We start from the raw sequence: 14,262 nt of genomic DNA, 5'->3' as shown, positions 1-14,262 counted from the left end.
CAACCAGACAAAAAAATCCGGGTTTCAAACAGCACCTGAATTTACGCCCTATCCCTCCGATTCCCCCGCATGATAAAATTTGGGGGTTAAAAGGATCGGCACCAAAATGGCAGTTAAAATCAAAAACCGCGTCTATCTCGCCGCCGCGGCCGAAGGGCTCGCGCTCTACAATTTGCCGAGCCTCGGATTACCGACTTTCACAACTTCAATCATGGCCGCCACAGGCATCACTGGCGCAGCAGGCGTAGCGCTAGGCTTCGCAGGCGCCGTGGTGCTCTGGCATGTCGCCATGAAAGCGACATCACGCCAGGCGCCGCGATTGCTAACAGCACTCGGCCACGCCCCAATCAAGCTCGCGCGGAGAGCCGGACAAATGGCGCCGTTGACCAAAGACAGTTTTCACCGCGTTTCAGCAGCGATTTTCCCTGACCGCCTTACCTTTCCGGGATCCGACGTACAACGGCACAACCCTTCCCCTTTCGACGGCGATCCCCTGAAAAACGCTATGGCAGACCTCGCCCAAAGCAAGGCGTCAATCACCAACCTCATCGTCAACGAGGCAGACTACCGACGCTTTATGGACACTCTGACCGAGCGCGGCATAAAAGTCATTGATCTCGACGGCGCCGAGGAGCGGGCCAAACGGGAAGCCCGGCTACCCTTCGAATCCCCTGCACTCGCATTCTCCGAAATTGCCCGCACCGAAGACCAGGACGGCGGCATGACACCGGAAGCCGCGGAAGAGTTGATCGACCGCCTCTCAAAAACCCAAGGGGTGGATCCCGAGACGAAAAAGGCCCTGCTGGCCTACATCGAAGCAAGTCTTGAGCCGTTCACCCGGGAAACCGAGACTGAAATCGCCCGACTCGACAACCGCCGCCTGAATGCAGAACCAGCCCTCCTCGAGCTGGACAACAAAATTCTGCAGAGGCTCCGCCTCAACGAGGATATCGCAGCAGCACTCGAAAAGGCCGGCGTCCTTCAGGATCCGGCCGAAACTCTCCGAAACATATCCCACAGCGTTGAGCGCCATGGCCTGGACAAGACACTCGCCACCCTGAAAGAGAGCCCCGAGAGCCTTCTAAATCCAATCAGGGAAACAAGGCGTCATGAAACGCCAGAGCGCTCCCGCGAGCTGAACGCGCGCCTCCTCACAAAGCACCCCGAAATTGCGGAGGCCGTGACGATCTATGTGCAAAACATCGGCGCCAATAGCGCCGACGCCCAGCAAGCGCGGCAGGTGAAAGAACTGAGGGACCGCCAATCCCAGGCCGATATGCGCATTGAGGAGCGAGAGCGATCGATCGACCGCATAAAACGCCGGATTGAACGTGAATGCGCCTGGATAGAGCCTGATATCAAGCGAAAGATCATGCGCGAAAGCATAGCCAAATTGGTGGAGGCCGATCCAATTCCAGTCCGGAAAAAGGAAAGCGCTGTGATAGGGGAAGCCTCAAGGGAAATTACCGAGGCGAAGCGAAGCACAAAGACGGACATCGCCGATATAAGCCGCATCATGAAAAACGCGGACGAGATCAAATCCAGCAGTACGAAGTTCGCGAAAATTACCGAGGCCGCTCACGCCAATCTCGCCGCTAGCGCCTATATTGCCCAAACAACGCGAGGCACACGGCTGCCGTTGTATGCTGCCGAATTTGACGCTAAAATACTGCCCAAGCTCGAAAAGGAAATTCAATTCCAGGCACGACAAGCGTCACTCGAGCGCGCGGAAAAACAACGCAATAAATCCAGAACGGCCGGCATCGACAGATAATTCCGGCTAAATTCTGGAATTTTAATTCAGATAAGCCGGTAATCTGGAGCCAGAATTCATGTCGTATCGCAAATCCGAAATTGAAGCCCTCGACGACGAATTCGGCGCCGGATGGGACTTCCAGTCAGAGTTGGCGGCGTCAAACAGCATGTGGGACGAAGAAGCAGAGACCGACGAAGCCTTCAAACGGCATCAGATGGAGATGCTTCGGCTCGACCCGTATATGGCGGAACTCGACAAACTCGAGAAGAACCGCCGCGGGATAACTCTGGAAATGGCTGACATCGATCTCATGTCCTGACGACCGACCTTGCGCCAATGTTCCAGTCGCGAGACGTCCTGACATCTACATCAGGACGTCGCGGGCTCCTGCCGGCGGGCGTGGAACCGGGACCAGCGCAGTCGTCAGCCCTCGCTCAAGCGCTCCTGAATCTCCACATACTCACGGTTCACCGCAAGCCTCCAGGGATCCTCACCGCCTCCAGCCAATTCCGTCATGGATGCGAAAATCTTCTCCATGGTAGTGTCACTGAAACACATAACCGCCGCTATCACCGCGTGCTCCGTCACCTGCCCTAGCAGCTCAAGCGCTCGCTTTTGGTCCGGAACCTTTCCATCTGGATACCCGACCGACTGAAAATAGCGCGTTGACGTATCAAAGACCGCGCGCATCAGATCCTTGCGCGAGAAATTCGCGAAATCCCGATATGCGTCCAACGCGCCGTGCTGGAACGGCGACTCGTCAAGCTCCCGGCGGCCTACCGCACCAAACTCATCGGTTGATGGCTTTGGAACGAAATCATCGCCGGACAACGCCCCGGGTTCTTCGCCAGTGCCAAACGGCGCTTCGTCGACACCATCGGAAAGATCGCTGGCAGGACGAACATCTTTATCGGTCATGGATTTTTCCGCTGGTATAAGGGGGGACGAATATGTCCGCCCGATTTCTCGGATGATATAGGTCTTTATTTTAGCGTTTTTTTCGCCTGGTGTCCGCAATTTCCGGAAATGGGATTAAAGGGTTTGCACCGTACGGAGCGACGTATCGGGCAATCAACACATTGCGGCCGATTTCCCAGGCTGACGGTGGATTGGCCGCCGAAACCTTCTCCAGGGTCCCCAAAGGATACCCAACGTCAACCCCATACTTCCTCGCCGCGTAAAGCATCCCGCGTGCAAAGAAACCATCAAGCACCTTCGGCGGTGAAAACACCCCATCCCCGACCGTGACGTCACACGTCTCCCAGGGCTGCTTGCCGTCCTGCGGACTCGACACACGCATGCCCATCAGGCGGTGTGCCACAGGCAGCGGCGCCAAAATCATAAGGTGAGGATCGGCCAGCGCCTCCCTCATTCTTCGCTGAAGACGGTTCCGTTCCGCGCGGTCCAGCTTTCCCAAGGCACTGGTGACCGACATTTCCCTGACTGCGTCGGCGTTCGGCAGAAGCGTCCGGCGCATCGTGTCATAGTCAATCACACGGACGACCCCAATGCGCGCAAGGTTCTCATTGAGCGTCTTTCTGACCGGCTCGCACTGTTCTGCATTCACCCCCACACCGCCCTCGGCGTAGTAGCAACCGCAGACGTCATCCCTGGTCAGATCCGTGATAGGCCGTCCTTCCCCAGACGCCCGGCGCTCAGGAAGAGAGAAAATCCGGTTGTGCGCCAACACCTCGTAGAGCGGCATCAGCCTCAGCGCTGTTGCGTCCCCTTCCGGATCGGACATCACGTCCTGCCTCATCTGGGCGCCCGCTGACGCCGCGCCCATTACAGCCGCCGCCGTCGCGCCGAAGAGCACAAGCCTACGGAACCAGGACATCGCGTATCCTCATATCTGCCGTTACCGCTCCGCCGAACCCCGATGTCTCTGCAGATCCGGTAAGTGGAACCCGATCAAGCCCGGTCCAGCAGAGCCCCAGAAGGGCATGCCGCTGGCAAAAATGGTCCATCATCATCTATCCGCAAACGTAATCCGGAATTTCGACAGGTTCTGTTTTGCAAGCTGAATTTCAGACAGCAGATCGATCACAGCCGAGTTCTGATCGTTAAATTCCTTGTCGGTCACGTGCTCGGCAAAAATAAGACTTTTTTCCCTCGACCAGGCATTTCTAAAAACAAGTTGGACATTCAGCGTTTCAGCAAAATTGCGAAGTTCCCGCCGCGCGACCTGTTCGTACTGGGAAAGGTCGATCTGGACCGAGGCCACCGCCTCCGGCTGGAGGGCGGTGCGAAGAACCCCCTGCACCCGTGCAGAACCAACCCGTTTCTGTCCGCCGGGGTCGAAAAGGTCGAGGTCAACTTCGATCCGGTCCAGCGGGATATCCAGCGGATTGCGCATGGTGAACTTCAGGACTGGCTTGCCCCCCTCCCAGGAATATGCTGCCTGGCGCGCAGAAAACTGAGCCAGAAGGCGCCGCCTGCGCTGTACTTCCTCCGCGTCATTCCTCGATTTAATGCGACGGCGTGTCTGCCAACCACGCGCCCATTGCTCCTGCTTGCTCAGCAGGGCGCCATCCTGCGAAACGTATTTGTCGACAATCGTCGCTGCGTCCATCCCAGCGATCTGCCCTGCGTTGCGGCTGACCACTTCGAAATAGGCGTCAGAGCCCGGTGCAGGCATGTCCGCACGCAACACCGCCAGCTTCAACGGTTCGCGCCCGTCAAAATTATCCGGCGGCGCCACAAACTCCACGGGCGTCACTGCCCTGTACAAAGCCAGCTCAAAGCCCTTCTGCCTGGCGGTGTTGTCAGAGAGGCTCTCAATCATCTCTCCATAGCCGCTTTTAATCGCGGCGATATCGCCACCCGTGATCGTCGGCGGCGAGCACGCAGCAAGGACCGCAATAACGGGGAGAATGACAATTCCTCGCAGGTTAATCACAATTTTCCCCTTAATCGACATCAACGCAAAATTCGGATACAAGCGTGAAAACGCGTTTTCAAATAACGGTTTTGCTCCGAAATCCTGCGGGTTTCAAGGCCGCATAATTCAGGTTAAAAATGCGACTGTCTCTCCTGATAGTACTGGCGGCCGCCGTGACCGCACTACCGGCGTGCAACAAAACCACCAGCCGCTCAGCCTTCATTGACCAGGACGCCAATATCGGCATCTCGGATCGCCCTGCCGCCACTGACAGCCCCGGGCGCCCATCCACGTTGACGCCCCGCGTCATAACCGCACCAGAAGCGGCCAGCATCCCCAAAGCAACCGCGCCGCTCCAACCGTCCACAGTCGCGCAATCGGACACCGAAGAAGATGAGATGGGGGAAACGAGCTGGATTGAAGCACGTCTCTCGGGCCGAACCACAAACAGACCTCAAAGATCGGTCACCCGCCCTGGCCCGGTGAAAGCCTTCGCGCTTCTTCCCGATCCAGCCAAACCAGGCGAACTCCTCGACCCAGCCCAGTTCGCAGCCACCGGCGCCGCCCGATGAGAGAGACATCCTTCCGCCTCGCCGACGCCGAAATCCGGCTCGTGCCAAAACCCCTATGGGGAATATCACTCGCCTCAGTTTGTACGGCCGGCGCCTGGGCAGCCATTCGCGCCCACACCCTTGCCGCCGACAACGGCGTTTGTCGCTTCCACGCCACCGGCGGCGCCCACAGAGGGGTGCTGGAAGCACACGAGCGGTGGCACTATCACTCCAGCACTGCGACCCTCACTGACGTGTGGGGCCTATGCCCTCAGTGCCATGCCATCTTTCACCCGGGCAGGACCCTTGCCCACAAAGGTCAGAGCGCCCTGCAGCAATTGGCGGTCTTCTATGCCCAACGGGCTGACATAGCGACCTCTGAGGCGTTCAATCGGTATGATGACGCGTTTCAGCGCCACCGGATCCTGAGCGAGACTCCTCGCTGGACGATCAGCCTCCAGGCCGTGGAATCCTTTTTCCCGCTCAAGATCAGAAAATCAGCGCGGGAAACGCTCACGGCCCACATCTGGTCCGGGAACCCCTTCCGACTGCCTCGTGACGCCAAAGCCCACGGCACGAGGCCCAACTGCCCTCTCTCCCAGATCCCGGACAAGCCATGAAACACATCCCCTCAAGGCGATCCTTGCTCGCAGTCATGGCGGTGGCTTTCGCAGGAGCCACTCACGCGTCGACCGCTGAAACCCAACACGACCAGAAGGCCCCCATGGCCACGCCAGCCCAGGTCTGCGAGATCATCATCAACGCCTACACCCTGGCGCTCCTGGGAAGCCCCGACATTCCCAAAAATGCTCTCATCGGGATTTCCGCAACGATCGCCCGCCATCAGACCCTCGACCGGCTGCTGACAATCGCATGGTCAAGACAGTGCGACCTCGGCCCCATCATTACCCTCGAGCGAAACCGCATCGAGCGCACCTACAAGCAACAAGGAGTCCAGTGATGCGCCCAATGTCCTTCGCGATCCCGGCCATTGCCGCCTCAATCTTGCTTTCGGCCTGTTCCAACATCAGCGACGCTCCCCGCGCCGGCGCCGAGAAGTTCGCGCCGGTCTCAAACAATGCCTACTATGTACAGCAGGGACCGCTCGTCGACAGGATATGGATCGATCGTCAGGCAGACCAGGAAATGTACGCACCATCCGCCCACGGACGTAAGCGATACACCAAATAGCGCGCTGGGAACCGGAAATGCAAAAGGCCCGTCATCGACGGGCCCTTTTTTGTTCTTCGTTGCAGGCATCACTGGCCCTGCTTCGGACCGCCACTTCCGCCCCATCCTGGCGCTACATATCTACCAACCAGCATGTTATTACCATTCTCGCATTTATGGTAATACCCTGACATGGCCCAGATCCTTTTCAATTTCCAAACTCTCTACAGCGAGCTTGTTCAGCGAACGCTCGACGAGCGCTTCGTGTCAGATTTCGACGTGAGCGGCCGCTTCATCAGCAACGAGGCGAAAGGCCGGCGGTACTGGTACTTTGACCGTGCAGGCGAAGACGGCAAAAAAAGCGCATGTACGTTGGCCGGTTTGATGATCCGGAAATTACGAGACGCGTTGAAAAATTCAAGGAGCTCAAAGCTGCGGCCAAGGAGCGACGCCAACTCGTCAGGACCCTGGTTCGCGAAGCCAACCTCCCTGCTCCCGAAGTTTTTGTGGGACGCATTGTCGAGGCTTTGGCAAAGGCAGGCTTTTTTCGCCTGCGAGGCGTCCTGGTGGGAACCGTGGCCTATCAGTGCTATTCAGCCATGCTCGGCATAAGGCTGCCACAGTCCGCAATGATGACAGCGGATCCAGACTTCGCGCAGTTCCATTCGATATCGGTCGCCGTCGATGACGAGATGCCACCTGTCCTGGAAACGCTCGCTTCCGTCGACCCCTCCTTCCGTCCGATCCCCAGCCAGGCGGATTCGCACGTCACAACCCAATTCATCACCCGAAATAATTTTAAGGTCGAGTTCCTGACCCCAAACCGTGGATCGGATGACCTTTCCGGCAAACCGGCGCTCATGCCCGCGCTTGGCGGAGCCTCAGCCCAACCGCTCCGGTTTCTCGACTTCCTGATCTATCAGCCAATGCGAGCTGCATTGCTGCATGGAGCCGGAGTGCCTGTGATGGTGCCGGCGCCGGAACGATATGCCGTACATAAATTGATCATCGCCCAGCGCCGTCTACACGACCGGGACGGCTCAGCGAAGAGCCAAAAAGACCTTATGCAGGCAGCAGCGCTCATGGGTGCTTTTGCCGAACTCGGGATGATGGGCGACCTCTGCGACGCCTACGTTGAGGCGTACCAGCGGGGGCCCGTTTGGCGTGAGCTTCTGGAACAAGGCCTCCAGAAGCTTCCGAAGCAGGAAATGAGGAAGGTCCTCGCGCCGCTCGCACATGAGCTCGAGGCCAATGGCCACGATCCTGCGGAATTTGGGTTAGGCCATGCGGCGCGGTTCACCGCGTTTTAGAAACCGCGCATTCGGAAGTTAGATAGTGGGATTGCGGCGATCGAGGGCAACGCGACCGCCCCGGCCGGGCCGTCGCAGTTCAGCTGAGTGCTGCTGTATGAGCCAATGCATGGCCGAAGCTTGGACATGCGCCAAGGATCGGCGCTTCGCCCCGCAACACGAATAGCCTATGTGCCGCCGAAAGCCATCCTTCGCCGCAACGCCGGAACACAGCCCCACATATCACGGCCGCTTCCCCCTTCCGGCCCTTGGTGTAACCGCCATGCCGAGGAACACGGTCATGGCCTGATTGAGCCGCACCATGTCCTCGTCATCGAGCCGCCCGACTTGTGCGCCGAGCTTCGCCTTGGCAACGGTGGTGATCTTGTCCACCATCAGGCGGCAGGCGGAGCGCAGACCATTGCGCTCGTTCGGCTCCACGACAAGACGGAACAAGGGCGCGTCGGTCGGGTCGGTGGTGAAGGCGCAAATGGTAATCGAGTCGGTGGCGTCGAAACTGTCGTCCTGCACGATGACGGCGGGACGCGGCTTGCCCGCATAGTCCTGCCCCCCGGAAACGGTCCAGACCTCGCCGCGCCTCACTCGTCGCTCCAATCGGATATGGCGTCGATGAAGGCTTGATCGTCCTGCGCGTGGGCGCTCGCCGCAACCGCCAGCGACTGGCGATGGGCCTGCGTCTGGAAAGACGGAGAGCGCACGTCCGGCACCCAAATCTGGATCGGCCGCAGCCCCTGCGCGCGCAGCCGTTCGCGATGCTCGCGCACCTTCTCCCTGACAGGCTTGGGCTTCGATACAGCCACCATGACAAATCCCCATTATTAGTTACATGTAACCTATCATGCAGCGATCTCGAATGCCAGACCTTTCGGCCCGAGGTTCAAAAATGGTGCGAGGTTCGGGCAGGTGAAGCGTGGCGCGTGATAGCGGGCGGTGGCGGGAACCCAGCGAATTGCGCCGTACATCAAGTTTGTCCGTAGCTCGAGGCCAATGTCCAGGATCCTGCGGAGTTTGGGTTAGGCCGTGCGGCACGGTTCACCGCGCTTTAGAAACCGGGCATTCGGAAGTTAGATAGTGGGATTGCGGCGATCGATGACAACGCGAACGCTCGACCGCCCCTGCCGGGTCATCGCAGTTCAGCTGAGTGCTGCTGTATGAGCCAATGCATGGCCCAAGGTCATGCCAGGGCGAGAGCGCGGAGTCGATCGGTTGAGCGGATTGAGGTTAGCGACGACCTGGCCGCTATCAGGACACATCGACAGGAGTTCCGATTTCAGCGACGAACATCGGCAATCAAGATCGGCAATTCATTGCCTCTTTCGCTTGCAAGCGTATAATTTAAAATACGATTTTCCACGAACGGATTCGGCAAAAATGCTCGAAACTCCCAGCCGCATCGAGCCCGCCATCTTCGAAGACGCAATCCCTCAGGTTCTGGCGGACCTTTCGATCGAGATTCAAAGGGAAGCAGGAGCTCTCGGGCGCGGGCTTCATCCCGAGTCGGCATCCGAGCTCGCTGACCTCGTGCGGATGATGAACTCCTATTACTCGAATCTGATCGAAGGGCATAATACCCGGCCAAAGGACATCGAGCGCGCACTTGCCGGCGCCGGGTTGGAGCCAACAACCCGTCCCCTCGCACTCGAGGCCAAGGCCCACGTGATGGTGCAACGTCAGATTGACGGGATGCACCTCAGTGGGAAACTTCCAAGCCCTACCTCCGTAGAGTTCCTTTGCTGGCTGCATCGCGCGTTCTACGACGAGATGCCCGAGGACTTCAGGTACATCGAGCGGCCAGATGGCAGTCGGGTAGAGATCGTGCCAGGAAAGTTCCGCCGGGAGGCGGAAGACGACGTCGTGGTGGGAAGGCACCATCCACCATCCTCCGAACGAGTCCCGGCGTTTATGGAACACTTCGCCAGGCGGTTCAGAGCGGCAGAGAACTCGCCAAGCACCATGATCATAGCCATTGCCTCAGCGCACCATCGCTTGAACTACATTCACCCATTTCCCGACGGGAACGGCCGTGTCAGCCGTTTGATGTCACATGCCATGGCCCAGCGAGCGGGCATCGGAGGCTTTGGACTCTGGTCGATCTCCAGGGGCTTGGCGCGAGGTCTGCAAGACCGGGGCGAGTACAAGAGAATGATGGATCACGCGGACAGTCCGCGACGTAGCGACCTCGACGGTCGAGGCAACCTGTCGGCCGCCGCCCTGAAGGACTACTGCGAATGGTTCCTGAAAGTCGTTCTCGACCAGATTAGCTTCTCCGCATTCATGTTCGATCTCGAGCGACTTGAGTCCCGCTTCCGCGCATTGGTCCGAGATGTTCTCGATGACAAACGCGCGCCGGATCTGATCGCTGCCATCCTAAAGCACGGCTCAATGGATCGAGGTGACGCTCACTTTGCCCTGAGGACTTCGGAGAGAACGGCCCGGAACACTCTTTCAGCGCTGCTCAAGGCCGGGTTTCTGAAGTCTTCGTCGCCAAAGACGCCGGTCCGTATTGCGTTCCCACTCGACTATCGTGAACGGCTATTTCCCAATCTCTTCACCGATGCCGAACTCTCTCCTCCGGAACCGCCCCCTACGAGCTATCGGTAACACAGCCTGGCTACGCTGATAGCCCCAGATTTCCGGCTATTCGGGCTGCCCCGGAAAGCAACCGGGCTGATCCTGTCGCGGATGAATTGACCGGCCCACAGGCCTACAAGCGCGGGAGCGACCGCCAACCAATTCGTCGAGCTAGACAGCGCCTTGCGCGCCAATCAACCATGAGCACGCAGCGCTTCAACGAGGACCCTGAACGCTGGTAAATGCTGATGTCGGCTCGGATAATAGAGGTAGTACCCTGCAAAAAAAGGCGACCAATCGTCCAGCACAAGCTGCAGCCGGCCTGCTTTGATGTGGTCCGCGACGATATCTTCCGGCACATAGGCGACGCCGTAGCCAGCGATCGCAGCGTCGACCATCGGCAACGTCGAATTGAAGATCAATTGACCGTCGACGCGCATGCGGACATCCCGACCGTCCTTCTCGAACTCCCATGCATAGAACCCAGCGCCGGATGTCAAACGCAGGCTGATGCAGTTGTGCGCCACGAGATCCTGAGGCGTGGCAGGTATGCCGCGCCTGGCGAAATAGCCCGGAGAGCCAATGGCAACGAGCCGCCAGTCCGGCCCGATCCGAACGGCCACCATGTCCTTCTCGACGGTCTCGCCGAGCCGAACACCGGCATCAAAACCGTCCTCGACGATGTTTCTGAGGCCGTTGTCGCGGCTGAACTCGACGCGGATTTCCGGATAATCCGCCAGGACCGCACGAAGCTTCGGCCAGATCACCGTCTCAAGCGCATGATCCGATACGGTGATACGGATCGTGCCTGACGGCCTGTCACGCAAGTCCGTGAGCGCAGCAATGTCCGCCTCGATCTCCGCTATCCGCGGCGCAAGCGACTGGCGGAGCCTCTCGCCGGCCTCGGTCGTAGAGACGCTACGTGTGGTCCGCGCGAGCAGGCGCAAACCCATCTGCGTTTCCAGCCGCTTGATGGTATGGCTCAGCGTCGATTGCGTGATGCCTATCCTCGCGGCAGCCTTCGTGAAGCTGCGCTCCTCGGCCACCACCAGGAACCACAGCAGGTCATTGAAGTTTTCGCGCACGACCTGTCCTTCCTCGATTTCGGCGGCTGAGCCCATTTATGGCTCATATCGATAAGTTCAAACGAATTCACCCAGCTAATCAAGACAATCGATGAGGGCTATGGTGCATCGCAATAGGGCCGCTGGAGAACTCCGCGCGGCTGTTTTCCTTTTGCGGTGATTTGTATGGATGCGACATACGACGACGACATTATAAGGCCAACAGCAGCCTGGGGCGCTGTGCTGTCGATGGCATTGTGTGTGGCAATGCTCATTGCCTCCGAATTCATGCCGGTCAGTTTGCTGACGCCGATGGCGGAGGGGCTGCACGCCACTGAAGGGCAAACCGGTCAGGCAATCTCGATCAGCGGCCTCTTCGCGGTGGCGGCGAGCATGATGATCACGACGCTTGCGGGCACCTTGAACCGCAAATGGGTCATGGTCGCGATGACCGCCTTCATGCTGTTCTCGCTGATGCTGGTCGCTGCCGCCCCGAACTTTGCGGTGTTGATGATCGGCCGGGCACTCCTCGGCATCTGCATTGGCGGCTTCTGGGCATTGGCGACCGCCGTCATCATGCGGCTGGTGCCGGCGCAGGATGTGCCCCGTGCGCTCGCGCTCATGTATGGTGGACAGGCCATCGCCGCCGCCTTCGCAGCTCCAATCGGCAGCTATCTCGGCGGTATCCTCGGCTGGCGGGCGGTGTTCTGGGCGCTGACCCCGGTCGTCGCGATCAACCTCGTCTGGCACGTCGTGGCGCTTCCCTCCCTTCCTGCACGACAGAAGCAGGACTTCCGGACCATGTTCGCGTTGCTGAAGCGGCCCTACTTCCGGCGCGGCCTGGCAGCCTGCATGCTGTCCTGGGGCTCGGCTTTCACCATGTTCACCTATCTGCGGCCATTCCTGGAAAAGGTGACGGGCGTGGACGTGACAACGCTTTCGGTCCTGCTGCTGCTTCTCGGCTGCTCTGGCTTCATCGGCACCTGGGCGGCCAGTCGATTCCTGAAGGGCAACCTCGCACCCTTCCTGAAACTGCCAGCACTCGTGATGGGCGGCGCAACCGTCGGCCTGTTGCTGCTCGGGTTCTCAGTTGTCGCCGCCGCCCTGTTCATGGCGATCTGGGGTGCGATGAACACCATGTTCTCCGTCATCTGGATGACCTGGATGTCGCAGAACGCCGACGACGCGCCGGAGGCTGCCGGCAGCCTGATGGTTGCCGCGATCCAGGCGTCGATCCTACTCGGCGCCGTGGTCGGCGGCCTGCTGCTCGACAGCTTTTCAATCCAGGCAACCTTCATCGGCAGCATCGTCCTGGCTGTGCTTGCGTTCGTATTGATCGGCAACGGCCAGCGCATGCTGAAGCCGAAAGCGGCCTGACATGACCGGGCCGGCTCTGTTGTCCCGCCGGAATCTGCTGATGGCCGCCGGCACACTCGCGGTCCCCGGCCTTGCACTCGCTTCGCCAGAGACAGCGCACGCCCAGAACGGACCCGCCATGCGCCTGCGATTTATCTTCGCGGATCAGGAATTCACGGCGACGCTCGAGGACAATCCATCCGCTCGTGACCTGCTCTCGATCCTGCCGCTGGACCTGAAGATCAGCGACTATTCGACCAATGAGAAGATCGCCTATCTGCCCCGGGAACTGACGAAAGAAGGCCGCGGCCGCTTCGGCGACGAGGCTATTGGTGACCTTTGCTACTACGCCCCCTGGGGCAATCTCGTGATGTTCTACGGGCCGTACCGCTGGTCGCGTGGCCTGATACGGCTCGGCCGTCTCGACCAAGGCGCCGGACCACTGCTCGTTCGCGGCGAGTATCCGCTCCGCATTGAAATCCTCCCCTGATCTGAAGGAAATCGCCATGCATATCGTTCGTTCCGGCCAAACGCCATCGCGTCCCGGCCCGTCCGACTGGTTCACCGGCCGCGTGCGCATCGACGCATTGTTCAACCCGGCCGCCCCCGACCGGGTTCAGGGCGCGCACGTCACTTTCGAGCCGGGCGCGCGCACGGTCTGGCATACGCATCCGCTCGGCCAGACGCTGGTCGTCACCTCCGGCCTCGGTCGTGTGCAGCGCGAGGGCGGGCCGGTCGAGGAGATTCGTCCCGGCGACGTCGTCTGGTTCGAGCCGGGCGAAAGGCACTGGCATGGCGCATCACCTCAGACCGCCATGACCCATATCGCGCTCCAGGAGGTAAAGGACGGCAAGGTCGTCGACTGGCTGGAGCATGTCAACGACGCCGAATACGGCGCCTGACCGTCAACGAAAGGAAACTCCCATGCTCGCATCAGTCCTGCACAGCCCCCGCGACATCCGCTGCGAAGAGGTCGCCGAACCGACGATCCTCAAGCCAACCGACGCCATTATCAAGCTTTCCGCCTCTTGCATCTGTGGCTCCGACCTATGGCCCTTCCGCGGTCTCCAGCCGGTCGACGCCCCCATGCACATGGGCCACGAATATTGTGGCGTGGTGGTCGAGGTCGGCAGCGCGGTGAAGACGGTGAAGCCGGGACAGTTCGTGGTCGGCTCCTTCGTTCTCTCGGACAACACCTGCCCGCACTGCCGCTTCGGCTTCCAGTCGTCCTGCGAGCAACGTGAGTTCATGTCGGGCGCCCAGGCGCCTTACGCTCGCGTACCGCTCGCCGACGGAACGCTTGTCGCGACGGATACCATGCCTGAAGAGGATCTGATCCCTAGTTTGCTTGCGGTTTCGGATGTGCTGGGCACCGGCTGGTATGCCGCCGACGCCGCGCGCGTACAACCCGGCTCGACCGTTGTTGTCGTCGGGGATGGCGCCGTCGGACTCATGGGCGTGCTTGCGGCAAAGCAGATGGGCGCGGAGCGGATCATCGCCATGAGCCGTCACAAGAGCCGGCAGGATCTGGCGCTGGAATATGGGTAAGCGGTGTCCCGGCGCCACCTTTCGCTCTGGGGTGCGAATGGTGATGCTCGAAGCG

At 59.8% G+C, this 14,262-nt stretch carries 16 protein-coding genes and 1 pseudogene; 10 read left to right on the top strand and 7 right to left on the bottom strand.

Annotated elements, in window-relative coordinates; translation table 11 throughout:
• Positions 1–106 precede the first annotated feature (106 nt).
• Both IE243_RS18430 and IE243_RS18425 read left to right on the top strand, forming a co-directional pair.
• On the top strand, positions 107–1,774 hold the full coding sequence (locus IE243_RS18430; protein ID WP_191320852.1) for a coiled-coil domain-containing protein: 1,668 nt from the start codon (positions 107–109) through the stop codon (positions 1,772–1,774).
• A 58-nt stretch (positions 1,775–1,832) separates the two neighbouring features.
• Positions 1,833–2,075 (top strand): hypothetical protein, encoded by a 243-nt coding sequence (locus IE243_RS18425; protein WP_191320851.1) that lies wholly within the window; start codon positions 1,833–1,835, stop codon positions 2,073–2,075.
• A gap of 104 nt (positions 2,076–2,179) precedes the next feature.
• Here IE243_RS18425 and IE243_RS18420 read toward each other — a convergent pair whose 3' ends face one another.
• The 3 genes from IE243_RS18420 to IE243_RS18410 all read right to left on the bottom strand — a co-directional run bounded on the left by IE243_RS18420 (position 2,180) and on the right by IE243_RS18410 (position 4,697).
• The gene (locus tag IE243_RS18420) at positions 2,180–2,674 is read right to left on the bottom strand and encodes a hypothetical protein (protein ID WP_191320850.1); all 495 of its coding nucleotides are present in this window, start codon (positions 2,672–2,674) and stop codon (positions 2,180–2,182) included.
• A 70-nt stretch (positions 2,675–2,744) separates the two neighbouring features.
• Complete coding sequence (locus IE243_RS18415) at positions 2,745–3,593, bottom strand: HNH endonuclease family protein (protein WP_191320849.1); 849 nt, start codon at positions 3,591–3,593, stop codon at positions 2,745–2,747.
• Positions 3,594–3,725: 132 nt separating this feature from the next.
• Positions 3,726–4,697: a hypothetical protein gene (locus IE243_RS18410; RefSeq protein WP_191320848.1), complete on the bottom strand. Its 972-nt coding sequence runs from the start codon at positions 4,695–4,697 to the stop codon at positions 3,726–3,728.
• Between the two features lie 1,215 nt (positions 4,698–5,912).
• Here IE243_RS18410 and IE243_RS18400 point away from each other — a divergent pair.
• The 3 genes from IE243_RS18400 to IE243_RS18390 all read left to right on the top strand — a co-directional run bounded on the left by IE243_RS18400 (position 5,913) and on the right by IE243_RS18390 (position 7,668).
• Entirely contained in the window at positions 5,913–6,149 is a 237-nt protein-coding gene (locus tag IE243_RS18400) for a hypothetical protein (RefSeq protein ID WP_191320846.1), read from the top strand.
• A gap of 8 nt (positions 6,150–6,157) precedes the next feature.
• On the top strand, positions 6,158–6,379 hold the full coding sequence (locus IE243_RS18395; protein ID WP_191320845.1) for a hypothetical protein: 222 nt from the start codon (positions 6,158–6,160) through the stop codon (positions 6,377–6,379).
• A 344-nt stretch (positions 6,380–6,723) separates the two neighbouring features.
• Positions 6,724–7,668: a nucleotidyltransferase family protein gene (locus IE243_RS18390; RefSeq protein WP_244643254.1), complete on the top strand. Its 945-nt coding sequence runs from the start codon at positions 6,724–6,726 to the stop codon at positions 7,666–7,668.
• A gap of 222 nt (positions 7,669–7,890) precedes the next feature.
• Here the strand turns inward: IE243_RS18390 and IE243_RS18385 are convergent, their stop codons facing one another.
• Genes IE243_RS18385 through IE243_RS23815 form a run of 3 tightly spaced genes read right to left on the bottom strand, consistent with a single transcriptional unit; the run spans position 7,891 to position 8,630 of the window.
• A complete protein-coding gene (locus IE243_RS18385) occupies positions 7,891–8,250 on the bottom strand; it encodes a type II toxin-antitoxin system PemK/MazF family toxin (RefSeq protein WP_191320844.1) in 360 nt (119 codons plus the stop codon).
• Positions 8,247–8,471 (bottom strand): antitoxin MazE family protein, encoded by a 225-nt coding sequence (locus IE243_RS18380; RefSeq protein ID WP_191320843.1) that lies wholly within the window; start codon positions 8,469–8,471, stop codon positions 8,247–8,249. Before IE243_RS18380 ends, IE243_RS18385 begins: the two co-directional genes overlap by 4 nt.
• Before the next feature lie 33 nt (positions 8,472–8,504).
• Positions 8,505–8,630, bottom strand: a complete 126-nt coding sequence (locus tag IE243_RS23815; RefSeq protein WP_280514610.1) for a hypothetical protein — start codon at positions 8,628–8,630, stop codon at positions 8,505–8,507.
• Between the two features lie 409 nt (positions 8,631–9,039).
• On the opposite strand from IE243_RS23815, the gene IE243_RS18375 reads away from it, so the two are divergent.
• A complete protein-coding gene (locus IE243_RS18375) occupies positions 9,040–10,269 on the top strand; it encodes a Fic family protein (RefSeq protein WP_191320842.1) in 1,230 nt (409 codons plus the stop codon).
• 164 nt (positions 10,270–10,433) lie between these two features.
• Here IE243_RS18375 and IE243_RS18370 read toward each other — a convergent pair whose 3' ends face one another.
• A complete protein-coding gene (locus IE243_RS18370; RefSeq protein ID WP_191320841.1) occupies positions 10,434–11,360 on the bottom strand; it encodes a LysR family transcriptional regulator in 927 nt (308 codons plus the stop codon).
• Positions 11,361–11,489: 129 nt separating this feature from the next.
• Between IE243_RS18370 and IE243_RS18365 the strand changes: the two genes are divergently transcribed.
• The 4 genes and pseudogenes from IE243_RS18365 to IE243_RS18350 all read left to right on the top strand — a co-directional run.
• Positions 11,490–12,680 (top strand): MFS transporter, encoded by a 1,191-nt coding sequence (locus IE243_RS18365; RefSeq protein WP_191320840.1) that lies wholly within the window; start codon positions 11,490–11,492, stop codon positions 12,678–12,680.
• 40 nt (positions 12,681–12,720) lie between these two features.
• Entirely contained in the window at positions 12,721–13,149 is a 429-nt protein-coding gene (locus IE243_RS18360; protein ID WP_191320839.1) for a cyclophilin-like fold protein, read from the top strand.
• Between the two features lie 16 nt (positions 13,150–13,165).
• Positions 13,166–13,561 carry a (R)-mandelonitrile lyase gene (locus IE243_RS18355; protein ID WP_191320838.1) on the top strand — a complete coding sequence of 132 codons (396 nt, stop codon included), beginning with the start codon at positions 13,166–13,168 and terminating at the stop codon, positions 13,559–13,561.
• Positions 13,562–13,583: 22 nt separating this feature from the next.
• Positions 13,584–14,204, top strand: a pseudogene (locus tag IE243_RS18350) (alcohol dehydrogenase catalytic domain-containing protein); the annotation flags it as partial.
• Between the last annotated feature and the right edge of the window lie 58 nt (positions 14,205–14,262).

The organism is Camelimonas fluminis (assembly GCF_014656355.1).
Taxonomy (GTDB): domain Bacteria; phylum Pseudomonadota; class Alphaproteobacteria; order Rhizobiales; family Beijerinckiaceae; genus Camelimonas; species Camelimonas fluminis.
This window is presented reverse-complemented; position numbering and strand designations above follow the sequence as displayed.

Bases quoted from the DNA above. Each gene is read 5' to 3' on its own strand.
- IE243_RS18430 (WP_191320852.1), top strand. From the start codon at position 107: ATGGCAGTTAAAATCAAAAACCGCGTCTATCTCGCCGCCGCGGCCGAA.
- IE243_RS18425 (WP_191320851.1), top strand. From the start codon at position 1,833: ATGTCGTATCGCAAATCCGAAATTGAAGCCCTCGACGACGAATTCGGC.
- IE243_RS18420 (WP_191320850.1), bottom strand. From the start codon at position 2,674: ATGACCGATAAAGATGTTCGTCCTGCCAGCGATCTTTCCGATGGTGTC.
- IE243_RS18415 (WP_191320849.1), bottom strand. From the start codon at position 3,593: ATGTCCTGGTTCCGTAGGCTTGTGCTCTTCGGCGCGACGGCGGCGGCT.
- IE243_RS18400 (WP_191320846.1), top strand. From the start codon at position 5,913: ATGGCCACGCCAGCCCAGGTCTGCGAGATCATCATCAACGCCTACACC.
- IE243_RS18395 (WP_191320845.1), top strand. From the start codon at position 6,158: ATGTCCTTCGCGATCCCGGCCATTGCCGCCTCAATCTTGCTTTCGGCC.
- IE243_RS18390 (WP_244643254.1), top strand. From the start codon at position 6,724: ATGTACGTTGGCCGGTTTGATGATCCGGAAATTACGAGACGCGTTGAA.
- IE243_RS18380 (WP_191320843.1), bottom strand. From the start codon at position 8,471: ATGGTGGCTGTATCGAAGCCCAAGCCTGTCAGGGAGAAGGTGCGCGAG.
- IE243_RS23815 (WP_280514610.1), bottom strand. From the start codon at position 8,630: ATGTACGGCGCAATTCGCTGGGTTCCCGCCACCGCCCGCTATCACGCG.
- IE243_RS18375 (WP_191320842.1), top strand. From the start codon at position 9,040: ATGCTCGAAACTCCCAGCCGCATCGAGCCCGCCATCTTCGAAGACGCA.
- IE243_RS18370 (WP_191320841.1), bottom strand. From the start codon at position 11,360: ATGGGCTCAGCCGCCGAAATCGAGGAAGGACAGGTCGTGCGCGAAAAC.
- IE243_RS18365 (WP_191320840.1), top strand. From the start codon at position 11,490: ATGGATGCGACATACGACGACGACATTATAAGGCCAACAGCAGCCTGG.
- IE243_RS18360 (WP_191320839.1), top strand. From the start codon at position 12,721: ATGGCCGCCGGCACACTCGCGGTCCCCGGCCTTGCACTCGCTTCGCCA.
- IE243_RS18355 (WP_191320838.1), top strand. From the start codon at position 13,166: ATGCATATCGTTCGTTCCGGCCAAACGCCATCGCGTCCCGGCCCGTCC.